The 20,400-nt window shown below is 69.9% G+C and carries 23 protein-coding genes; 11 read left to right on the top strand and 12 right to left on the bottom strand.

The window, feature by feature from the left end; translation table 11 throughout:
* Positions 1-48 precede the first annotated feature (48 nt).
* Positions 49-936, bottom strand: coding sequence for an AAA family ATPase (locus EF879_RS00380; RefSeq protein WP_233604131.1), 888 nt, complete (start codon positions 934-936; stop codon positions 49-51).
* Between the two features lie 3 nt (positions 937-939).
* On the bottom strand, positions 940-2,394 hold the full coding sequence (locus EF879_RS00375) for a Mu transposase C-terminal domain-containing protein (RefSeq protein ID WP_123553570.1): 1,455 nt from the start codon (positions 2,392-2,394) through the stop codon (positions 940-942).
* 208 nt (positions 2,395-2,602) lie between these two features.
* Between EF879_RS00375 and EF879_RS00370 the strand changes: the two genes are divergently transcribed.
* From EF879_RS00370 to EF879_RS00355, 4 genes are all read left to right on the top strand, one after another.
* On the top strand, positions 2,603-3,271 hold the full coding sequence (locus tag EF879_RS00370; protein ID WP_123553568.1) for a recombinase family protein: 669 nt from the start codon (positions 2,603-2,605) through the stop codon (positions 3,269-3,271).
* A gap of 247 nt (positions 3,272-3,518) precedes the next feature.
* Positions 3,519-3,728 carry an SHOCT domain-containing protein gene (locus EF879_RS00365; protein ID WP_199736084.1) on the top strand — a complete coding sequence of 70 codons (210 nt, stop codon included), beginning with the start codon at positions 3,519-3,521 and terminating at the stop codon, positions 3,726-3,728.
* A complete protein-coding gene (locus EF879_RS00360; RefSeq protein WP_199736083.1) occupies positions 3,725-4,402 on the top strand; it encodes a hypothetical protein in 678 nt (225 codons plus the stop codon). Before EF879_RS00365 ends, EF879_RS00360 begins: the two co-directional genes overlap by 4 nt.
* 65 nt (positions 4,403-4,467) lie before the next feature.
* Positions 4,468-4,956 carry a DUF2752 domain-containing protein gene (locus tag EF879_RS00355; protein ID WP_123553565.1) on the top strand — a complete coding sequence of 163 codons (489 nt, stop codon included), beginning with the start codon at positions 4,468-4,470 and terminating at the stop codon, positions 4,954-4,956.
* Positions 4,957-5,145: 189 nt separating this feature from the next.
* Here EF879_RS00355 and EF879_RS00350 read toward each other — a convergent pair whose 3' ends face one another.
* The 4 genes from EF879_RS00350 to EF879_RS00335 form a co-directional block, all read right to left on the bottom strand.
* The gene (locus EF879_RS00350) at positions 5,146-5,979 is read right to left on the bottom strand and encodes an undecaprenyl-diphosphate phosphatase (RefSeq protein ID WP_123555133.1); all 834 of its coding nucleotides are present in this window, start codon (positions 5,977-5,979) and stop codon (positions 5,146-5,148) included.
* A 216-nt stretch (positions 5,980-6,195) separates the two neighbouring features.
* Positions 6,196-6,714 (bottom strand): signal peptidase II, encoded by a 519-nt coding sequence (locus EF879_RS00345; RefSeq protein ID WP_123553563.1) that lies wholly within the window; start codon positions 6,712-6,714, stop codon positions 6,196-6,198.
* Positions 6,715-6,769: 55 nt separating this feature from the next.
* A complete protein-coding gene (locus EF879_RS00340; protein WP_123553561.1) occupies positions 6,770-8,734 on the bottom strand; it encodes a cation-translocating P-type ATPase in 1,965 nt (654 codons plus the stop codon).
* On the bottom strand, positions 8,727-9,113 hold the full coding sequence (locus tag EF879_RS00335) for a helix-turn-helix transcriptional regulator (protein WP_123553559.1): 387 nt from the start codon (positions 9,111-9,113) through the stop codon (positions 8,727-8,729). Before EF879_RS00335 ends, EF879_RS00340 begins: the two co-directional genes overlap by 8 nt.
* A 94-nt stretch (positions 9,114-9,207) precedes the next feature.
* Here EF879_RS00335 and EF879_RS00330 point away from each other — a divergent pair, with 94 nt between their 5' ends.
* Together EF879_RS00330 and EF879_RS00325 are read left to right on the top strand one after the other, a co-directional pair.
* Entirely contained in the window at positions 9,208-9,840 is a 633-nt protein-coding gene (locus tag EF879_RS00330) for a class I SAM-dependent methyltransferase (protein WP_199736082.1), read from the top strand.
* Complete coding sequence (locus EF879_RS00325; protein ID WP_123553557.1) at positions 9,837-11,207, top strand: phenylacetate--CoA ligase family protein; 1,371 nt, start codon at positions 9,837-9,839, stop codon at positions 11,205-11,207. The genes EF879_RS00330 and EF879_RS00325 overlap by 4 nt, the downstream gene beginning before the upstream one ends.
* 130 nt (positions 11,208-11,337) lie before the next feature.
* On the opposite strand, the gene EF879_RS28690 is transcribed toward EF879_RS00325, so the two are convergent.
* Complete coding sequence (locus EF879_RS28690) at positions 11,338-12,699, bottom strand: M28 family peptidase (protein WP_199736081.1); 1,362 nt, start codon at positions 12,697-12,699, stop codon at positions 11,338-11,340.
* Between the two features lie 256 nt (positions 12,700-12,955).
* Entirely contained in the window at positions 12,956-13,102 is a 147-nt protein-coding gene (locus tag EF879_RS27110; RefSeq protein WP_158624079.1) for a hypothetical protein, read from the bottom strand.
* A gap of 84 nt (positions 13,103-13,186) precedes the next feature.
* On the opposite strand from EF879_RS27110, the gene EF879_RS00310 reads away from it, so the two are divergent.
* The 4 genes from EF879_RS00310 to EF879_RS00295 all read left to right on the top strand — a co-directional run bounded on the left by EF879_RS00310 (position 13,187) and on the right by EF879_RS00295 (position 15,739).
* Entirely contained in the window at positions 13,187-13,564 is a 378-nt protein-coding gene (locus EF879_RS00310; RefSeq protein ID WP_123553555.1) for a metalloregulator ArsR/SmtB family transcription factor, read from the top strand.
* Positions 13,565-13,680: 116 nt separating this feature from the next.
* Positions 13,681-13,986 (top strand): helix-turn-helix transcriptional regulator, encoded by a 306-nt coding sequence (locus EF879_RS00305; protein ID WP_233604130.1) that lies wholly within the window; start codon positions 13,681-13,683, stop codon positions 13,984-13,986.
* The gene (gene arsB, locus EF879_RS00300) at positions 13,986-15,083 is read left to right on the top strand and encodes an ACR3 family arsenite efflux transporter (protein ID WP_123555124.1); all 1,098 of its coding nucleotides are present in this window, start codon (positions 13,986-13,988) and stop codon (positions 15,081-15,083) included. The genes EF879_RS00305 and arsB overlap by 1 nt, the downstream gene beginning before the upstream one ends.
* A gap of 239 nt (positions 15,084-15,322) precedes the next feature.
* The gene (locus EF879_RS00295) at positions 15,323-15,739 is read left to right on the top strand and encodes an arsenate reductase ArsC (protein ID WP_123555122.1); all 417 of its coding nucleotides are present in this window, start codon (positions 15,323-15,325) and stop codon (positions 15,737-15,739) included.
* Between the two features lie 207 nt (positions 15,740-15,946).
* Here EF879_RS00295 and EF879_RS00290 read toward each other — a convergent pair whose 3' ends face one another.
* Positions 15,947-16,303: a helix-turn-helix transcriptional regulator gene (locus EF879_RS00290; RefSeq protein ID WP_123553552.1), complete on the bottom strand. Its 357-nt coding sequence runs from the start codon at positions 16,301-16,303 to the stop codon at positions 15,947-15,949.
* 60 nt (positions 16,304-16,363) lie between these two features.
* On the opposite strand from EF879_RS00290, the gene EF879_RS00285 reads away from it, so the two are divergent.
* Entirely contained in the window at positions 16,364-16,783 is a 420-nt protein-coding gene (locus EF879_RS00285) for an NAD(P)-binding domain-containing protein (protein ID WP_123553550.1), read from the top strand.
* Here EF879_RS00285 and EF879_RS00280 read toward each other — a convergent pair.
* From EF879_RS00280 to ccsB, 3 genes are all read right to left on the bottom strand, one after another.
* A complete protein-coding gene (locus EF879_RS00280) occupies positions 16,745-18,937 on the bottom strand; it encodes an MMPL family transporter (protein WP_233604129.1) in 2,193 nt (730 codons plus the stop codon). The two genes, EF879_RS00285 and EF879_RS00280, sit on opposite strands and share 39 nt — an antisense overlap.
* A 137-nt stretch (positions 18,938-19,074) precedes the next feature.
* Entirely contained in the window at positions 19,075-19,311 is a 237-nt protein-coding gene (locus tag EF879_RS00275) for a helix-turn-helix domain-containing protein (RefSeq protein WP_255420894.1), read from the bottom strand.
* A 90-nt stretch (positions 19,312-19,401) separates the two neighbouring features.
* Positions 19,402-20,373: a c-type cytochrome biogenesis protein CcsB gene (gene ccsB / locus EF879_RS00270; RefSeq protein ID WP_123553545.1), complete on the bottom strand. Its 972-nt coding sequence runs from the start codon at positions 20,371-20,373 to the stop codon at positions 19,402-19,404.
* Positions 20,374-20,400: the final 27 nt, after the last annotated feature.

Below are 20,400 nucleotides of genomic sequence, written 5' to 3'. Positions count from 1 at the left end.
TTGATGGCCGGAGATCTTCGCCGGTAGATGGCCGTACCGCTCGCAGGGCTAGGTGCCGATGACCAGGGATTCGCGGGCGGTGTCGACGACTTCTTTGGTCACGGTGTTGAGCTGGTTGATGTCGAGGATGCGCTGGATCTGCGCGACGAGCCGGTAGGTAAGGCGGAAGTTGCCGCTGGTGATGCGGGTGATGGCGGCGAGGGCTTCGGTGGTGGTGAAGTCGTCGGGGTCGGTCAGGCCCAGCTCGGGCCAGTGTTTGTTGAGGACGAACGCTTGCTCGTCGGCGGACATGGTGCGGTAGTGGTGGACGAAGCCGACGCGGGAGTACAGCTGCGGGTAGCGGGCGAGGCGCTTTTCGATGCCTGGCATGCCGATGAGGACCACGCCGACGCGGGTGCGGTCGTAGAAGTCGCGGAGCACTTCCAGGGCGGTGGTCTTGAGCCGGTCGGCTTCGTCGACGATGACCAGCTCGGCGTACTGCGGCTGGTCGTGGCGTACATCGGCGTCGGGTTCGGTGTGGTGCTGCACGGACAGGCTCAGCGCGTTGGTGAGGTCGCGGACGTGTTCGCCGACCACTTTGGGGGTTGTGGTGACGCCGGGGGTGTAGACGACGGTGCGTCGGTCCAGCAGTTCGGGCGGTGGGATCTTGGTGTGCCAGTACCGGTCGTGGTCGAGGTAGTGACCGACGACGTCCCAGGCCGCGTACTGGCGTCCGGATTCGGTTTTGCCGACGCCAGGCGGGCCGTAGCACATGCCGATGTAGGCGTGGCGACGTACCGCGTCGCAGAATTCGACGAACCTTCGGTGTTCCTTGGTGACCACGAACGGCGTGATCTCCGGCCGGCATGCCGGGGGTAGCGGCTCGTCCTCGGTGACGGGGTCATCGAGGGCTGCCTCCTGTCGTCGGCGCCGTTCATCGTCTTCGTCTGTGTCCACGGCCTACTCCTCCCGGTACCGCTTGAGCCGTGGTCCGGCCGGTGGCTCGGGTGCGGGATCGGCCGGTGGAACCGGTGCGGGCGCGGGCTGGTGCACCGCGACGAGCCGATCGACCACCGACGCGCGGTCCTTCAGCTGGTGGGCCAGGTCGCGGCGGCGGGCGTTGCGGGCCGCGGTGAGTTCCTTGAGGCTGACGGTCCGGTCGGCCAGGTCTGGGCAAACGGCCCGGCACAGGTACCGGTCGCGGTGGTAGACGCGGATCTCGGCGAGGTCGCGCGGGTCGTAGCGGATGACGACCGGCTCACCCACGTACGCGGCCAGCGTCGTCGTGTCGAGGTAGCGCAGGCCCTGGAAGTGCACCCCGTCCGGGTGGACCTTCCGAGGCTTGGCAACGGTGAGCAGCAACAGATCAAGCTGTTCGGCCGACTCGGGCATGTGCGGAAGGAACCCGCCGGCCTCCCACCGTGCTTGCGGTGGCTGCCGGGTCTCGGAGTGCACCCGCTGCTGGTACACCTCGATCAGGAAGGTGCCGATCGCCGCGTCCAGCTCGGCCAGCGACAGCCGAGCTTGCCCGGCGCGGTCTTTGGTGCCGCGTGGCGCGTAGCCGGGAAGCGTGGGTAGGCACATCTGCTGGACGGTTTTGATCGCGCGTTCGATCTTCCCGCGGCCGCGTGGCTGACCGGGCAATGAGAAGACCAGCCGGATCTTCAGATCGGCCGCGACCTGCTCCAAGTGCCGAGAGGTGAAGTCCGAACCGTGGTCGGTGTAGAAGACGGCGGGGATGCCGCACACGTGCCAGCCCGGTTCGGTCTTACGCCAGATCGCCTGCCGCAGCGCGAGCGCGGTCTGCAACGCCGAAGGTGCTCCGAGGTTGACCGCGTACCCGCACACCGCACGGGAGTAGTCGTCCTCGATGAGCGTCAGCCACGGCCGGGCCGGCTTCCCGGACGGCGTGACCACCCACAGATCCAGGTGGGTGTGGTCGGCCTGCCACACCTCATTCGGGCCGGTCGCCTCCCGCCGGTACACCAGGTCGAACACCTCCCGGTACCGCTTGACTCCGTCGTGAGCGAGCGTGACCAGCGCTGGGTCGATTCCGCGGACGATCGCGTACACCGTGGCGTACGACGGCACCGGCCAGCCGTGCCGTTGCGCGACGTCGACGACCTGGCGGTGCACATGTGCGACGGATGGCGCCGGCCGGCGCAACGCCAGACCCTCAACCAAAGCGGCAAGGTCGGCCGGCAGCCGCCGCCGACCACGATCAGCCCGGATCGGGCAAGCCAGCCCGACCAAGCCCGCGGCCCGGTACCGGGCGAGCCACCGCCGGGCCGTACGTTCCGGCACCCCCGCGGTCGTTGCGGCGGCGGTCAGCGGTACGCCGTCCTCGACGACCGGCCGCAGCACGCGCCACCGGCGCAGCGCTTCATCGCGCTGCGCCTCGGTCAGGTCAGCCAAACCTTCGGCGGGTGGGCGGAGGGCCACGCCTGGATCAACGACAACCCACGCCGGGCGGCGCACCTCACGGCCGGCCTTCAACAAACGATCGTTTCTTGAAGGCCACCCTGGCGAACCTCGACGGCAACCGGATCGGCTTCAAAAACTCCTTCAACAACCGGTGTGTTCAACAACCACACTGGGGCCGTTTTCTGAGAACATCACGGCCGTGACCGCCACGCTGGAACCGTCCGAACTGCTCGCCCCCTCGCCGGCGGTGGCGACCGATATCCGAATCGGGTACGCCCGCGTCTCCACCGACGGGCAGAACCTCGAACGTCAGATCGACGCTCTGCGCGCTGCGGGCTGTCGGCGGATCTTCGCCGAGAAGCAGTCAGGCCGGGACACCGACCGACCCGAGCTCGCGGCGTGCCTGGAGTTCATGCAGGCCGGTGACACCCTCGTGGTCCCGGCGCTGGACCGGCTCTCCCGGTCGCTTCAGGATCTGATCAACACGGTCGCCGACCTACGCACCCGTGGCGTCGGGTTCACCTCGCTGCACGAGAACCTCGACACCACCACCCCCGGCGGCAGGTTGGTGTTCCACGTGTTCGCCGCCCTGGCCGAGTTCATCCGCGAGCTCATCGTCTCCGGCACCCGTGAGGGTCTGGCCGCTGCCCGCGCCCGCGGCCGCGTCGGCGGACGCCCCACCGTCGTCACACCCGAGGTCATCCGCGCGGCCCGCGACATGCTGCCCAACCCCGAGGCCAGCATCACCGCCATCGCCCGACTGCTCGGTGTCAGCCCCGGCACCCTGTACAACCACATCCCCGACCTGCGCGAGTTGCGCGCCACTGGCCGGGCACGGCACCAGCTGCCCGCCGCTTCGACCACGTAGGTGCTGGGCTGATACGCAGTTGGTCCGAAATTAGGCGTACGGCCTGTTCGGTCGTGTCCGGTGGCGTCCCCTGGTGGCTACATCACCGGCGGCCGGGTCGAGCGTGGCGTGATGATGGATGGGAGAACCCGAGGTCACCCAGGGGCTTTGGATACTTCGCCCAGGGTGGCCACGCCTGAGGGGAGGGTTCGTCATGATGCCCGGATGTGGCTGGGGCATGTGGGGTATGGGTGCCGGTTGGCTACTGATGACCCTGTTTTGGATCGCGCTGATCGCCCTGATCGTGTGGGCGGTGTGGCGGTTGACCGGCGAGCGGGGTGAGCGATGGTTACGCCGGCAACGCGGAGACAGCGCGTTGGATGTCCTCGACCAGCGGTTCGCCCGCGGAGAGATGGATGCTGATGCCTACCGGCAGGCGCGGGCGACCCTGACCCAGGAGGCGCGGGGGCCGAGATGAATCGCGGGTCCGGTGGCCGGCGGGTGCCGCTGATCGTGTTGGTGCTCGCGGTGATCGCGCTCCTCTCGTCGGTTACGTGGGCGTTCGCCGCCGCCGGGACCGGCAGTACGACGGTGCCGCCGGGCCGGGCGGGCGGCTACCACATGCCGATGGGTCCTGGCGGGATGATGCCTGGCGCGTCGGGGGCAAGGCCGGTACGCGACATGAACGGTGCCCGGCGGGCGGCGCAGCGGTTCGCCGACGGCTGGGGGCGGGGGCTGCGTGTGGGTGAGGTGATGCAGTTCAGCAACGGCTTCTACGCGGTGCTGCTCGACCCGTCTGGCGAGGGCGCCACCGAGGTTCTCGTTGACCCGGCCAGCGGCGCGGTGCAGTTGGAGCACGGGCCGGCGATGATGTGGAACACCAGCTACGGGATGATGCCCGACCGCCAGCAGCAGGCCGCACCCGCGGTCAGTGCGGAGCGGGCGCAGGTCGTCGCCGACCGGTGGCTGAAGCAGAACCGCGCAGGTCTAAAGGCCGCGGACCCTGTCGCGTTCCCCGGCTACTACACCTTCCACACCCTGCGCGGCGACCAGGTCGTCGGCATGATGTCGGTCAACGCCTACAACGGTGCGGTGTGGTATCACACCTGGCACGGTACGTTCCTGCGGATGCAGGAGCCCCGCCACAGCTGACCGTATCCCCGCTCGGCCGGGCCTGGCGTACGGGGTGGTGGCTACGAACCTTTGGAGAGTGAGCGATGACCACCGCCCCGGCGCCGCACGTCACGTCTCGGTACACCGGTGCCTGGGGCTGGTGCCGGCGCCTCGCTTCGTTGAGCGTGTGGGCGGTGCTGGCCGGCGCGATCGCGTTCGTGCTGCGGTTCAACCCCACCGACCGCGTCGCGGACCCGACCGGTCCATGCGCGTGGCACGCCGCCTTCGGTATCGACGGGCCGGGCTGTGGTGGCACCCGGATGGTCTGGTACGCCCTGCATGGTGACCTTCTTCAGGCTGCCCAGCACCATTTGCCGGCGCTGGTCGGGGCGCCGGTGGCTTTGTATGGGCTGGTGTGGTGGACGGCTGCGACGGCGTTCGGGCGGCGGTTGCCAGTGCTGCGGCTTCCCTGGTGGGTGTGGGTGGGTTATGGCGTCTTCTTCCTCGTGTACACGACGGTGCTGCGTAACCTGCCCTGGCCGCCATTCAACGCGTTGTATGTTCCTGACCTCACCGGCGTCGGCATGAACTGACGGCGACCACCAAGGGCAGTTCCGGTCGGGAAGCGCATCAGTGATGGTGGTGTGCTTCCGGCCAGGCTTCGCGGCCGGAGTGGGCGGCCAAGCGCGGCGACGGCGAGAGCGACTGCGGGGTCGGCCCACCACCAGCCGAGTGCAGCGTTGAGGCCCAGGCCGGCGAGCACGAGTCCTTGGGATGGGTGGTCAGGTGGCGCTTATCAGGCCGCTGGTGAGGGCAGCGGTGAGTAGTACGCCCGCGCCGATGCGGTACCAGATGAACACGCTGATCTTGTGATGGGTGACGAACTTGAGCAGCCAGGCGATGGAGGCGTAGGCGGTGGCAAACGCGACGGTCGTGGCGATGGTGGTGGCGGTCCACCCCACGCTGTGGCTGATCGCGCTGGCGGCGTCGATGGCTTCGAAGCCGCCGGCGGCGGTCATGGCCGGGATGGCGAGGAAGAACGACAGGCGGGTGGCGGTGACGCGGTCGAGGTCGCGCATGAGCCCGGCGCTGATGGTGGCCCCGGAGCGGGAGACGCCGGGGATGAGCGCGGCGCATTGGGCGATGCCGATCCAGAGCACGTCAGGCAGCCGCATGTCGGCCTCGCCGCGGCGGTGGGTTGCGCGGTGTTCCGCGAACGCCATCACCGCGCTCCATCCGATCAGGGCAGCGGCGACGAACCACAGGCTGCGGGCTGCTTCGACGAGGTGCTTGCCGGCGAGCCCGACCACCCCGATCGGGATGGACCCGGCGATGATGTACCAGCCGAACCGCCACTCCTGTTTGCTACGGGCGGCAGGCGTGCCCAGGCCACGACACCAGCCGGTGACCAGCCGGGCGATATCGGAGTGGAAGTAGACGAACACGGCGGCGATCGCGCCGACCTGGATGATCGCGGTGAACGCGGTGACGCCGGCGTCATCGACACGCAGGCCGAGCAGCTTTTCGGTGATGGTCAGGTGCCCGGTGGAGGAGACGGGCAGGAACTCGGTGAGGCCCTCCACGACCCCGAGGATGACGGCCTGGACGATGTTCACGATGACGTGCTCCAAGACTGATGCGACGTGGTGGCGGGACCGACCTACCGGAACCGTTCCGGATGCCGGGTGTGGGGCGCAGGCGCGGGTGTGGCCGATGCCGGGAACGAAGCGGCCGACACGGGCCAGGTAGTGGGTGTTGTCGGGTGCGCACGGCGACGGCGGGGACGAAGGCCGCGAACAGCAGCAGGGCGGCGGTAGCCATCGAGCCTCACCTCATGTATCGACCCGAGGCCGTTGCTGGCCTTGTTCGGAAACCGCTTCCGCTTGCCGGTGTACGGGCCGTGACGATGCCCGCCAGGTGGTGAGCAGGAGCAGCGCGACGCCGCAGACGATGAAGACGTCGGCGAGGTTGAAGGTGGGCCACCAGCCAGTGTGGAGGTAGTCGGTGACCGCGCCGTAGGTGGCGCGGTCGATGACGTTGCCGGCGGCGCCGCCGAGCACGGCGGCGCCGGCCAGCCGCTGTCCCCGGTTGGCGGTGGGCGCGGCGCGCCACCCGTACGCGGCCATGGCCACGGTGATGATGCCGGTGGCGGCGAGGACGGTGCCGGTGGGTAACGCGTCGCCGAGGCTGAACGCCGCGCCGGTGTTGTACGCCAGCCTCAGTTGCAGGATGTGCAGGTCGACCGGTTCGGTGAGCGCGTGTCGGGCACCGGCTTTGAGGGCGAGGTCGATCACCGCCAGCGCCCACGCGGTAGTGAACAGCGCGAGGCGCCGGGCGCGGGCGGCTTTCACGACACCTCCGGCTGCCGGGTGGCGGGGTTGGTCGCGGTGTGGTGTGGGTGCATGGTCAAACCCCCACAGTGGCGGCGGCCGGTTGACGTGCCGGTGCTTCGGCGGGAAGCGCCGGCAGTGGGCGGGCGCGTCCGGCGCGGACGCCGTTGCCGATGACGACGATCTCGGCGAGTTCGTGCACGAGGACCACCGCGGCGAGCCCCAGCACGCCGAAGGTGGCGAGCGGGATGAGGATGGTGATCAGGCCGAGGGACAGGCCGACGTTTTGCAGCATGATGGCGCGACAGCGGCGGGCGTGCGCGAGGGTTTGCGGTAGGTGGCGCAGGTCTTCGCCCATCAACGCGACGTCGGCGGTCTCGATCGCTACGTCGGTGCCCATGGCGCCCATGGCGATGCCGACGTCGGCGGTGGCCAGGGCTGGGGCGTCGTTGACGCCGTCGCCGACCATCGCGGTCGGCAGCGCTTCGCGGAGTCGGGTGATGATGGTGGACTTGTCTTCGGGGCGGAGGTCGGCGTGGACGTCGGTGATACCGGCCTGAGTAGCCAGCGCGTGGGCGGTGCGTGGGTTGTCACCGGTGAGCATCGCCACCGCATACCCGGCGCCTTGTAGGTGGGCGACGACCTCAGTGGCCTCGGGTCGTAGTTCGTCGCGGACGGCGATGGCGCCCAGCAGGGTGCCGTCGCGCTCGACGAGTACCGCGGTGGCGCCGGCGGCCTGCATGGTGGCGACCCGCTGTTCCAGCGGGCCGGCGTCGATCCAGCCGGGCCTGCCGAGCCGCGCCGGGTAGCTGTCGACGGTGCCGGTCAGCCCGGCGCCGGTGACGGCGTCCACGTCAGCGGCCGGGGTGTGGTCGGGGGCGGCGGCCAGGATCGCCCGCGCGAGAGGGTGTTCGCTGCGCGCCTCCAACGCGGCGGCGACCCGCAGCACCTGCTCCCGGCTGGTGCCGTCAGTGGTCGCGACGTCGACGACGGTGGGCTGGTTGCGGGTCAGGGTGCCGGTCTTGTCCAGCGCGACCGCGCGGATCCGGCCGAGTGCTTCCAGCGCGGCGCCGCCCTTGACCAGGGCGCCGATACGGCTGGCAGCGCCGATAGCGGCGACCACCGTCACCGGCACGGAGATCGCCAGCGCGCACGGCGACGCGGCCACGAGCACCACGAGGGCCCGTTCGATCCAGGTCCGCGGGTCGCCAGCCACGCTACCGATGACGGCGATGGCGGCGGCGAGGATCATGATGCCGGGCACGAGAGGTTTGGCGATGCGGTCCGCGAGCCGCTGCGCGGCGCCTTTGCGGGACTGCTCGGCTTCGACGATCGCGACGATCCGGGCGAGGGAGTTATCCGCGGCGGTCGCCGTCGCTTCCACCTCAAGCGCGCCGGTGCCGTTGATCGACCCCGCATACACCGCATCGCCGGGGCCGGCTTCCACGGGAACCGACTCACCGGTCAGCGCGGACACGTCCAGCGAGGTGCGGCCGGTTCGGATCACCCCGTCGGTGGCCAGCCGCTCCCCGGGCCGCACCAGCAGCAGGTCACCCACCCGCAGCTGCGCCGGGTCGACGGTGACGCTGCTGCCCTCGCGGAGCACGGTCGCCTCCGCAGGCACCAGATTCAGGAGTGCACGCAGGCCGCGGCGGGTGCGGGCCAGGGAGTACTCCTCCAGCCCTTCGCTGATGGAGTACAGGAACGCCAACATCGCCGCCTCGGCGACCTCGCCGAGGATGACGGCGCCGACCGCGGCGATCGTCATCAACGTCCCGACGCCAATCTTGCCCTTGGCGAGGCGACGCACCGTGCCCGGCACGAACGTCCACGCACCGACCAGCAGAGCCACCGCGTTCAGACCGATCTCCACCGGGCGGGGTGCGTCCACCAGCCCAGCGACGAACCCGGCGAGCAGAAACACCCCGGCAACGGCCGCCGCACGGAGTTCGCTGACCTGCCACAACCGCTCCGGCTCCCGCTCCTCGGCGTCGTTCGCGCCTTCGGGCTTGTCGTCGCCGCAGCCACACGCGTCACTCATCGCCTGACCCCTCCTTGTTCCGCGACGCGTCTTTCGCGTCGGTGGTGCCATACGTCGGGCACAGCGCCACCGCCTGCCCGGTCGCCGCCAGCAGCGTCTCGGCCGCGGCGAGCAGGTCCATCAACTCCATACGGGTCAGCGAGTAGAACGACTGCCGCCCCTGCGCCCGGAACTCGACCAGCCCGCAGTCCCGCAGACACGCCAGGTGCGCCGACACCGTCGACTGCGCCAACCCCAGCTCCTTCACGAGATCGACCACCCGGGCCTCGCCATCGGCGAGCCGCCGCACGATCGCCAACCGCACCGGGTCAGCCAGCCCACGGAACAGCGCCACCGCCGGCCCCAACGTCTCCCGATCCACCTCTTGCATCATCGCCATGCCCCGATGATAACGTGACCCATGGATAGATCGTCAAACATGGGTGCCATCGATCAAATCCGATGGTTGCTGGCTGGTGAGAAAGGTATGGCAGATGTTGATGAACCGGGCGGAGACCCTCGCGATCGACAACCCGGCACGTCGGGCGTTGCAACGCTGGTACGAGGCCCCGACGCTGCGGCGGCTCGGCGGACCGCTGCCGGCCGGGGCGCGGGTGGCGGAGATCGGCTGCGGTGCCGGCTACGGCACGAAGCTGATCTGCGACTACTTCGGCGCCGCTCAGGTCGACGCCGTTGATCTTGATCCGGCGATGATCACCAAAGCCGGGCGGCGGTTGGCCCGCTACGGCGACCGGGTCCGGCTCGCGGTCGGAGACGCGACCGACCTGCGGGCCGCGTTCGGCGCCGGCGACGGCAGCTACGACGCGGTGTTCGACTTCGCGATCATCCACCACATCCCCGACTGGCGGGACGCGGTCGCGGAGGTGGCCAGAGTGCTGAAACCTGGCGGGGTCTTCTACTTCGAGGAAGTCACCGCTCACGCCCTCGCGCGGCCCACCTATCGGCGGCTGTTCGAGCACCCCGAACACGACCGGTTCACCGCCGACCAGTTCTGCGACGAGCTGCCCCGCCACGGGCTGACCGTGCTGGGTTCGGTCACCCGCATCAGTGGTGACTACCTGCTCGGCGCCGCCCACCGTCCGATCGGCACCGGGGAGCACGCATGAGCAGCCTGCTTGGTCTGTTGTGGGACGCTCGCCGAGCGAGGCGCGGCGGCCCGGACGCCATCACACGCCGGCAACGGGACCGGCTGGCCGCGATCGTCGACCATGCCCGCACCAACTCGCGGTTCTACCGTCGCCTCTACCGCGACCTGCCCGACCAGGTGACCGATCCGGCCGTGCTGCCGGTGGTCGACAAGAAGACCCTGATGGCCCAGTTCGACGACTGGATCTGCGCCCCCGACCTCACCCTCGCGGACATCCGCCGGTTCGTCGACGACCCCACCCGGGTCGGGCAACACCTGCACGGCCGGTACACCGTCACCACCACCTCCGGGACCACCGGCACCCACGGCATCTTCATCCAGGACCACCACACCATGGCCATCACCGCCGCCATGGCCGCCCGCATGTTCGGCTCCTGGCTCACCACCCGCACCATCGCCAAGATCCTCACCGGAGGCCGGCGCATGGCCCTCATAGCCCCGACCGGAGGGCACTTCGCCACAGCCACCGCCGCCGCCCGACTATCGGCCGGCCGCCGCGGGAAGACCACCCGCGTGTTCTCCGTCCACGACCCGATACCCCAACTCGTCGACGGCCTCAACCAGTTCCGCCCCGCCATCCTCCTCCCCTACGCCACCGTCGGGGCGATGCTCGCCAGCGAAGCCCAAGCCGGCCGGCTCCACATCGACCCGGCGCTGGTGGTGTTGTCCGCCGAAGGGCTCCCACCATCCGAGTGTGACCGGATCGCCGCCGCGTTCGGCGCCACGGTTGGCCATACCTACGCCGCCAACGAAGTCCCGTTCCTGTCCTACAGCTGCCGCTACCACTGGCTGCACGTCAACGCCGACTGGGTCACCGTGGAACCGGTCGACGCCGACCACCAGCCCGTCCCACCCGGCGAACCATCCCACACCGTGCTGGTCACCAACCTCGCCAACCGCATCCAGCCGATCCTGCGCTACAACCTCGGCGACTCGATCCTCATGCGGCCCGACCCCTGCGAATGCGGCAACCCGCTCCCCGCCATCCGGGTCCAAGGCCGCGCCGCCGACCTGCTCACCTTCACCACATCAGCCGGCCAGCCCGTCACCATCGCCCCCCTCGCGCTGGCGACCCTGGTCGAACGCATCCCCGGCGTCGAGCTGTTTCAGATCCAGCAGGCCACCCCCACCACACTGCGCGTCCGCCTGCTACCCGCCACCGGCGCCGACCCCGACAACCTGTGGCACCGCGTGCACGACGACATCACCAACCTGCTCGCCAGCCACAGCCTCGGCCACGTCGACGTCGAACGCGCCAACGAGCCACCGCAACAAACCACCGGTGGGAAGTACCGCCAGATCATCCCGCTCACCCAACCCCGCTGACCTGTACAACGGGTGCGCCACCGCAACGGCCCCGTCCCGGAACTCGCCGCCGGCCCGCACCACCACAGGCACCAAACCAGTCCATAACCCGCCCCACCAGTGCCACCAAGCCCTGAAGGATCAATGCCATTTACCGCTGAAAGTCACAGCCGATGATCGCGCCACTGCCCACCCCGAACGGGCTGTGCCGGCAGTAGTGGTGCCAGCACAGCCCACTCGTGGTTCGTGAGATCACCTCGCGCCATACCAGGCTCAACGAGCGAGACTCATGATCCGCAGGACAGAACCTAGGCAGGACACTGCACCGCAGGGCCGCACCTGGCGGCTCTCGGCCCGGAACTGCGGGGCTGTGGTAGCCGGCCATGCCGGCCCCGATCCCGAGCGCCGTGAACCCGGCGCTGGCGTAGCGGCGGTTGTCCGAGGCGACCGGCCCCGCGACCAGGGGTACACCGGTGTGCCGACCGGCCTGGTCAAGGAGGGCGAGCAGGCCGTGCGCCGGTCCGCCCGCCTCCACGGCGGCGGCCTGGCGAAGGTGACCAGCTCCATCGACGTTGATCACAAGCGGTGCGGCACCGGTCTCGGCCAGCCGGGTGGCATGGTGGGCGGAGCCGAGCGCACCGACCTCCTCGGCGTCGAGCAGAGCCACCGACAGGCCGGCACCATCGGGCAGGGTGGCGGAGAGGATCCGGGCGGCTTCAACGACGACCGCGACGCCGCTGCCGTTGTCGGCCGCGCCCGGCTGCCGCAGGCCGGGGTGGTCGCCGACGCCGTCGAAATGCGCGGTCAGCAGCACATCGGGCTGCCCCGGCCCCGGCTGCCGGAGCCGGCCGTACAGGTTCGTGGCGGTGACGTCGACGCGACGGATCGGGGCGTCGGCGGCGAAACAGGCGGCGCCGACCCATGCCGCCTTGCTGACGGCGTCGTGGATCTCGCTGGACAGGGTCAGGACCGGCACGGGGCCGGGGTTCGGGCCAGCCAGCATCGTGAACTGCCACCCGTGGGCGTCGACGTGACGCGGAAGCAGGAGACCGGCCGCCCCCTCGGCGTGGCCATACGCGTCGAACAGGCTCATCCCGGCCGGCACCAGCAGCCAGCGACCGGCGGGATCGCCCGCGCCCGCGACGCCCAGTGGCCCGCGCCGGGGTGTGGGAAGGTCAGCGGAGGCGAGGTGTGGTGCGACATCACGGCCGAACGACAGGTCCGCAGTCGTGGTCCCGTCGTCCCACCGCGCGGTCGGCGCGGTGTAGATGTCTGGCACCGCCCGTACCGGGAATGCCTCCGTCGCGACGGCGGCGCCGAGGTCGGAAAGCCGTCCGGCGAGCCAGGCCCGGGCGGCGATGTTGCCCGGCGTGCCGACCCGGCGTCCGGTAAAGGCGTCGCCGGCCAGAGTGGCGACCGTCGCGGCCAGCTGGTCGGCCGACAGAGCGCCCAGCGCCGCGTCAAGGTCGGCGACGGTGGCCGGCCGCACGGTCGGGCTGGGTCGGGCGCTCATCCGCAGCACCCCGTTCCAGTCGCGACGGCCTCGGCCTTGGCCTCCGGGCGCAGCAGGAGTTCGCGGCGACGGCCGCCGCCGGGGTGCCACAGCAGGTGCCGCCCGTGGGGTTGGCGGGGTCGGGCAGGGTGATGTTCGTCGACTGGGCGGGGTTGCCGCAGCAGCCGGTGGAACCGGCGACATTCAGTGCGGCGGCCGGGTCTCCAGCGAAACCCCCGGTGCTCTCGTTTCCGGTCATGGTGGGACTCCTCATGTGTCAGCGGGGCAGGATCAGCGGGTAGAGGTCGGTGTGATCACGGTCGTAGCGGCGGCGGACGCGCTGTTCGGCGGTGGTGACCTCGGCGCAGCCGTCGCAGAACCGCACCCCCGCGACGGGGGACCGGCGGCGGAACAGTCGGAGCATCGCTTCCTCTCCACGTCGGGGTTGTCTCGACGTTCTTCGAATCAGAGAGTTGCATGCTGATTCGAGACCTGTCAACCTAGACGCATGTCGAAGCAGTCGCCGGTGCTCAGCCTGACCGACCTCAACGCCGGAACGCCCTGCTGCGCCCCAATGAGCGAGCAGCGGATCCCGGCGCAGACCGCCGCCGTGCTCGCCCCGGCCTTCAAGGCCCTCGGGGACCCGGTGCGTCTCCAGTTGATGTCGATGATCGCCTCAGCACCAGCCGGGGAGATCTGCGTCTGCGATCTCACCCCGGCGTTCGACCTGTCCGGGCCGACGATCTCCCACCACCTCAAGACTCTGCGGGAGACCGGCCTCGTTGACGCCGAACGCCGAGGCACCTGGGTCTACTACCGGGCGCGGCCGGGGATCATGCGGCAACTCGCAAGTCTGCTCCAAATCGGGATGCCGGCGAGCGCGTGACGGGCGAGCCCCGGGCCGCGCTGCCGGCTCGTCGGATCGCGTTCCGGTGGCCCGTACATCTGATGTTCACTCCGGCCAACTGGACGGTTGGCAACTGCGCATGCTTGCATCAGGCCGTGCTGATATCAGACACACCTGATGTGATCAGGTTGTTGGCCGACCCGCTCCGGGCCCAGATCGTCGACCTCCTCGCCCAGGGGCCGGCGTGCACCTGCCACCTGGTCGCCGACACCGGCGCGAAGCAGCCCAACGTCTCCGGGCACCTGCGGCAACTCCGTGACGCCGGTCTGGTCGTCGCCGAACCACGCGGCCGGTTCACCTACTACCGGCTGCTGCCCGACGCCCTGGAAGCCGCCGCCGCCCACCTCGCCGACCTGGCCGCCCAGGCCCGCGCCAACGCCGAAGCCCGCCGGGAGTGCTGATGACCACCACCGCCCCCACCACGGACACGGCACCTGCGGTCGTTGCCCGACTCTCTCGCCTGGACCGGTTCCTGCCGCTGTGGATCGGCCTGGCGATGGTCGCCGGGCTGCTGCTCGGCCGGGCCATCCCCGGCCTGAACACCGCCCTGGAAGCGGTCAAGGTCGGCGGAATCTCGCTGCCTATCGCGGTCGGGCTGCTGGTCATGATGTATCCGGTGCTGGCGAAGGTCCGCTACGACCGGCTCGACACCGTCACCGGCGACCGCCGCCTGCTCATCTCGTCGCTGGTGCTGAACTGGCTGATCGGCCCGGCGGTCATGTTCGCCCTGGCCTGGATCTTCCTGGCCGACCACGCCGAGTACCGCACCGGCCTGATCATCGTCGGCCTGGCCCGCTGCATCGCCATGGTGATCATCTGGAACGACCTCGCCTGCGGCGACCGGGAGGCCGCCGCCGTCCTGGTCGCTCTCAACTCCGTCTTCCAGGTCCTCGCCTTCGGCGTCCTCGGCTGGTTCTACCTGTCAGTCCTACCGGACTGGCTCGGCCTGTCCGGGCAGGCGTTGCAGGTCTCCGGCTGGGACATCGCCGGCAACGTACTGATCTTCCTCGGCATCCCACTGCTCGCCGGCTACCTCACCCGACGCCTCGGCGAGCGCGGAAAGGGCCGCGTCTGGTACGAGGACACGTTCCTGCCGAAGATCGGCCCGGTCGCCCTGTACGGACTTTTGTTCACCATCGTCATCCTCTTCGCCCTGCAAGGTGATGCGATCACCAATCGGCCGTGGGACGTCGCGCTGATCGCGGTGCCGTTGCTGGCCTACTTCGCGATCATGTGGGCCGGCTCCTACGCCCTCGGCCGGACGATCGGGCTCGGCTATGAACGGACGACCACCCTCGCCTTCACCGCGGCCGGGAACAACTTCGAGCTGGCCATCGCCGTGGCGATCGGCACCTTCGGAGTCACCAGCGGCCAGGCCCTCGCCGGCGTCGTCGGACCACTCATCGAGGTACCCGTCCTCGTCGCCCTGGTCTACGTCAGCCTCGCCCTACGCCGACGCCTGTTCCCGACGACAGTCCCCGCCCGGAACTCCCCATGACACCCGGGCGGCGCGGGACGAGCGGGACGGGTACCGGCGGGCCGACGACGCCCGGCGGTTCGACCACCGGGCCGATCGACGGTCACGTCAACAAGCCCTACCAGCCCCGCTTCCGCAACGCCCGGCTCGACCAGCGGCTAGCCGGGAAACCCACACGCCGCGACATCACCCCGGCCGAGCCAACCCTCGACGCGCCTGCGAGCCGCCGGCCGTACCACCTGACCGCGAAGGAACCGATCATGCCCGACAAACCCAGCGTCCTGTTCGTCTGCGTGCACAACGCCGGCCGTTCCCAGATGGCTGCCGGCTGGCTCCGCCATCTCGGCGGCGACAGCGTCGAGGTCCGCTCCGCCGGCTCCGCACCCGCTACCCAGATCAACCCTGCCGCTGTCGAGGTGATGCGCGAGGTCGGCATCGACATCACCGACCAGACCCCGAAACTCCTGGAATGGGAGACGGCCGAGTCCTCCGATGTGATCGTCACCATGGGATGCGGCGACGCCTGCCCCGTCTTCCCCGGCAAGCGCTACGAGGACTGGCAACTCGACGACCCCGCCGGTCAGGGCGTTGACGCGGTGCGCCCGATCCGCGACGAGATCCGCGCTCGCGTGGAGAAGCTGCTGACCGAGCTGTCCGCGGGCCAGGTCGCTGGCTGAGCACTGCCGGCCTGACGCCGGCCATGACTGGGAGCAGGCCCTGACGTGGCGCGGGGCACGAACCCGCCAGTGAAGCCGGCGTCTCGCCGCCGAGGGGATGTCGACCCTCTCGCCACCCGACGGGCCCGGCGCCGGCACGCACCGGCGCCAACGCCCGGATGCTTGCGTACCTACGCAGCCGATACCCCGCACTTGCGCGGCTACGGTTCAGCAGCAGGTGAGCAGGTAGGCCCGGAGGTTGTCCAGCACGTCCAGGACGCTGTCACGATCCGCACGGTAGAGCACGATCTTGCCCTCGCGGCGGGAGGTGAGGATGCCGCCGCGACGCAGCAGCGTCAGCTGCTCCGACGCGGTCGACTGTCCGATGCCGGCTTGTGCGGCGACCTCGTTGACCGACAGTTCGGCGCCCTGGGAGAACAGCATCATGATCCGCTGACGTGACGTACTGGCCAGGGCCTTGAGGAACTCGTGGGTCTTCTCCGACAGCTCCGCCGGCCCCGAGTCCTGGGGGCCACGACGAACGGACGGGGCGGATCCCTCGTCGCCATCGGCTAGTGCACGCATGTCCCTAGCCTAGGACAACCATCATATCGTCGTCTCGCGAAATGACGATATAATGGCTGCATGAGCAATGAATCACTGCCCGTGGTCATCGTCGGAGCGGGCCAGTCGGGGCTGGCAGCCGCCCGCGCGGCACAGCGCGCCGGACTGCGCCCCCTGATCCTCGAAGCAGGTGACCGGATCACCGGCTCCTGGTCCGGCTACTACGACAGCCTGACCCTGTTCTCCCCCGCCCGGTACAGCGGCATGCCGGACATGCCGTTTCCCGGCGACCCTGACCGCTACCCGGGGCGGGACGAGGTGATCGCCTACCTCCAGCGGTACGCCGCCACGCTGGGCGTGGAGATCCGCACGGGCATGCGGGTCGAACGTCTTTCTGCTCTGGCAGCTCGTCAGCGCTTGACGGCACGTGCTTTCGCTGACACTCCGCTTTTGTGGGCGGAGTCAGTGCCTGAGCCCGAGTCTTGTCTGAAGGCGGCGTAGTGGTTCGGGTGCCCACCAGTTGGCTGGTCCGGTGAGGCGCATGAGGGCGGGTAGTAGCAGGGTGCGGATGATGAAGGCGTCGACGAGAACGGCGATGGTGAGGCCGACGCCGAGCATTTTGAGGTAGGTGATGCCGGAGGTGGCCAGGGCGCCGAGGACGATGGCGATGAGGATGGCAGCGGCGGTGATGAGGCGGCCGGTGCGTTGCAGGCCGACGGCGACGGCGTGGCTGTTGTCGCCGCTGGCGTCGTGTTCCTCCTTGATGCGGGAGATGAGGAACATTTCGTAGTCCATGGCGAGGCCGTAGGCGACGCAGAACATCAGGATCGGGGCGGTGATGTCGATCCAGCCGGTGGGGGTGAAGTCGCCGAGCAGGTTGCGGAGGTTGCCGTCCTGGAAGACATAGACGAGGGTGCCGAACGTCGCGGTGAGGCTGAGGGTGGATAGCAGGATGGCTTGGGCGGGGATCAGCAGCGAGCCGGTGAGGGCGAACAGCAGCAACGCGGTGGTGGCCAGGACAATGATTAGGGCCCATGGCAGCCGGTCGACGATCGTGTCGCGGGTGTCGACGAGCGTGGCGGCAGCTCCGGCGATCAGGACGGGTGCGGGCGCTGGTAGCTGCCGGATGTCGTTGACCAGGCCAATGCCGTCGGCGGAGATCGGTTCGATGTCCGTGCTGACTGACAGCCAGGTGGAGCCGTCGTCGGTGCGGAACCGGCCTGACTGCTCGGCGGTGTCGGTGACGTGCTGGCCGTCGATGTGGCTGCCGAGCGCGGTGTCGACGCGGGTGACGTGCGGCAGCCGTGACACCGCGTCGGCGTAGCTCCCGAGATCCTGGACGGTGACGGGTCCGTCCAGGATGACCGTGGTGCCGGTGGTCAGCCCGGCGGCGAACCGGGTACGGAGTTGTTCGGCAGCCACGTGACCGGGTGCGTCGTCGGGCAGGACGCGGTGGTCGTTGATGCCGAACTCAGCGCGGGTGAACGGAGCGGCGAGAGCGCCGAGCGCGGCGACGGTGACCAGGGACACCAGGACGGGCCGGCGCATCACCGCCATGGCGAGCCGATGCCAGCCACCTCCCCTACCGGCCCGGGTGGTGGTGCCGGTGCGGCCGAACAGTCGTCGCAGGTTGAGGGCGTTGATGCGGTGCCCGGTGATGGCGAGCAGGGCGGGTAGGACGAGCAGTGTCGCGGCGGCGGTCAGCAGGGACACCGCGATGCCGGCGTAGGCGAACGAGCGGAGGAAGTAGCCGGGGAAGACCAGCAGCGCTGACAACGCCAGGGCAACCGTGACCGCGGAGTACAGGATCGTCCGGCCGGCGGTGTGCATCGCGGCGGCGATGGCGTCGACGACGGTGTGACCAGTGGCGAGTTCTTCCCGGTAGCGGGTGATGAGGAACAGGCTGTAGTCGATCGCCAGGCCGAGGCCGAGCGCGGTGGTCAGATTGAGAGAGAACACCGACACGTCCGTGATCGCGGTGATCGCTGCCAGGACGGCGAGAGTGGTGGTGATGGCGAAGACCCCGATGAGTAGGGGAAGTCCGGCCGCGACCACGCTGCCGAAGACGAGGACGAGGACGAGGAGCGTCAGCGGCGCGGTGAGCAGTTCGGCGCGGGTGAGGTCGGCGTCGGCTTGCGCGTCGATCTCCCGGTCCAGTTGCGCGGGCCCGGTCGCGCGCACGCGCAGGACCCCGTCGTCGGTGACTTGCTCCATCACCTGGGCGGTCACAAGTTCGGCGGCGTCCTCGTCGCCGTGCATACGAATCAGCAGGAGTCCGACCCGCCCGTCCTTGGACCGCAGTGCTGGTGGGTTGCCCGGCGACCAGTACGAGTCGACCGCCCGCACCCCCGGAGTGCGGTGGACCCGCTGCGTCAGGTCGGTACCGGCGACGACCGCGGCGGGGTCGTCGACCGAGTGCGGCGCTTCGGCGAGGAGCACGAGGTGCGGATCGCCTGCGTCGAACCGGTCGGCGAGCAGGGTAGCGGCCCGCGCTGATGGGGCGTTCGGGTCGGTGAGCCCTCCGGAGCCCATCCGGTCGGCGGCGCCCGCGCCGACCACGGCGGCCAGGACCGCCGCGGCCAACGCCAGAGCGAGCACGAGGCGGCGGTGGCGGGCCGAGAAACGTCCCAGCCTGGCCAGAACACCGTCCGGCACGGGCGCCGTTCTTGTCGCCTGCTCCTCCCTAACATGGCCTGGAGCGTGGCGAGTGTGTGGTGCCGTCGGTGGCTGGTTCGTGGACATGCCGTTGAGCGTCCACCGGGGGCGGCCGACGGGCTTGAACGGATCCGCTGCTACCGCCGCCGTCTGATCGCGGCCAGCGCCTCGCTCGGGGTGATGCCGAACATGGCCCGGAAAATGCGGGACAGGTGAGCGCTGTCGGCGAAACCCGCGTCGTGCGCGGCCTGAGTGAGACTGGCGCCGGCTCGCACCGCCTGGACGGCCTTCAGCAGCCGCCTCCAGCGGCGCCACGCCGGGTAGGAGAAGCCGAGCCGGCCGGCGAACAGGTGCCCGCGCCGACTGGCAGACAGATTCAGTTATCAGGCGGAGCCGACAGACACACCGAGCACGTCGAGCTGCACCGCGAGAAGGGACGTTGCCCCGGCTTTGATGGGCAGGGGTCAGTCGGTGCCGGCGTAGGAGTGCAGGCCGGCGATGACGAGGTTGACGGCGAATAGGTTGAACATCATCGTGGCCCAGCCGAGGACGGCCAGCCACGCGGTGAGGGGGCGTTTGACGCTGGGGGTGGCGCGGGCGTGGAGGTATCCGGCGTAGGCGACCCAGGAGATGAATGCCCAGGTTTCTTTGGGGTCCCAGCCCCAGTAGCGGCCCCAGGCGGCTTCGGCCCAGATGGCGCCCGCGACGACGGCGAAGGTCCAGATGGGAAATGCGATGGCGTGTAGCTGGAACGACTGCCGTTCGAGGGCGTCGGTGGTTGGTAGGTGCCGGCCGAGTGAGGCCACGAATCCCGGTGAGCGGCCGGTAGTGGTGGCCCGGTCGTGTGCGAGTCGGATCAGGTAGGCGCTGGCGGCGACGAATCCGAGGAGGAAGATTCCGGTGGCGATCGCGGCCGTGCTGACGTGGATTTTCAGCCAGTACGAGTTCAACGCGGGGACGAGGGGGCCGGCGGGGGTGTACAGGCGCATGCCGGCGAGTCCGAGCAGGATGACGGTGGCGAGGGTGACGTACAGCCCGACCGGCCGGACGGCGGGGCGGCGGGTGAGCAGGGTGAGCCAGGCGAGGATGCCGACCAGGGTGACCGCGAGGACGAACTCGTACATGTTTCCCCACGGGACCCGGTCGGCCGCTAGTCCGCGGGTGACGAGGCACACCGCTTGGGTGGCGGCGCCGAGCGTGGTGGCGGCGGTGGCGAGCCATCCGGCCCATCGCCCTCGGGTGGGCGGCTGGGTGCTGCTGTCTGGCTCGGGTGGCAGCGACTGGGGTGTGGGTGCGCCCGCCATGGCCGGGATCCGGGCGCGGGTTGGGGTCGCGGTGGCGGTGCGGCGGGCGGCGTGTTCGGCGGCGTAGCCCACCATCGCGGCAAGGTAGGCCAGCAGGGTGGCGATGAGGAACTGGTCGGACAGCGCTGCCATGGGAAATTCCTTCTCGGGGCGAGAGCC

Source organism: Micromonospora sp. HM5-17, from assembly GCF_003762835.1.
Lineage (GTDB): Bacteria > Actinomycetota > Actinomycetes > Mycobacteriales > Micromonosporaceae > Plantactinospora.
The sequence above is the reverse complement of the archived record's forward strand: the minus strand, read 5'-3'. Positions and strand labels throughout refer to the sequence as shown.

Bases quoted from the DNA above. Each gene is read 5' to 3' on its own strand.
- EF879_RS00365 (WP_199736084.1), top strand. From the start codon at position 3,519: ATGACCCTGTTTTGGATCGCGCTGATCGCCCTGATCGTGTGGGCGGTG.
- EF879_RS00360 (WP_199736083.1), top strand. From the start codon at position 3,725: ATGAATCGCGGGTCCGGTGGCCGGCGGGTGCCGCTGATCGTGTTGGTG.
- EF879_RS00355 (WP_123553565.1), top strand. From the start codon at position 4,468: ATGACCACCGCCCCGGCGCCGCACGTCACGTCTCGGTACACCGGTGCC.
- EF879_RS00340 (WP_123553561.1), bottom strand. From the start codon at position 8,734: ATGAGTGACGCGTGTGGCTGCGGCGACGACAAGCCCGAAGGCGCGAAC.
- EF879_RS00335 (WP_123553559.1), bottom strand. From the start codon at position 9,113: ATGGCGATGATGCAAGAGGTGGATCGGGAGACGTTGGGGCCGGCGGTG.
- EF879_RS00330 (WP_199736082.1), top strand. From the start codon at position 9,208: ATGTTGATGAACCGGGCGGAGACCCTCGCGATCGACAACCCGGCACGT.
- EF879_RS00325 (WP_123553557.1), top strand. From the start codon at position 9,837: ATGAGCAGCCTGCTTGGTCTGTTGTGGGACGCTCGCCGAGCGAGGCGC.
- EF879_RS28690 (WP_199736081.1), bottom strand. From the start codon at position 12,699: ATGAGCGCCCGACCCAGCCCGACCGTGCGGCCGGCCACCGTCGCCGAC.
- EF879_RS27110 (WP_158624079.1), bottom strand. From the start codon at position 13,102: ATGCTCCGACTGTTCCGCCGCCGGTCCCCCGTCGCGGGGGTGCGGTTC.
- EF879_RS00310 (WP_123553555.1), top strand. From the start codon at position 13,187: ATGTCGAAGCAGTCGCCGGTGCTCAGCCTGACCGACCTCAACGCCGGA.
- arsB (WP_123555124.1), top strand. From the start codon at position 13,986: ATGACCACCACCGCCCCCACCACGGACACGGCACCTGCGGTCGTTGCC.
- EF879_RS00295 (WP_123555122.1), top strand. From the start codon at position 15,323: ATGCCCGACAAACCCAGCGTCCTGTTCGTCTGCGTGCACAACGCCGGC.
- EF879_RS00290 (WP_123553552.1), bottom strand. From the start codon at position 16,303: ATGCGTGCACTAGCCGATGGCGACGAGGGATCCGCCCCGTCCGTTCGT.
- EF879_RS00285 (WP_123553550.1), top strand. From the start codon at position 16,364: ATGAGCAATGAATCACTGCCCGTGGTCATCGTCGGAGCGGGCCAGTCG.
- ccsB (WP_123553545.1), bottom strand. From the start codon at position 20,373: ATGGCAGCGCTGTCCGACCAGTTCCTCATCGCCACCCTGCTGGCCTAC.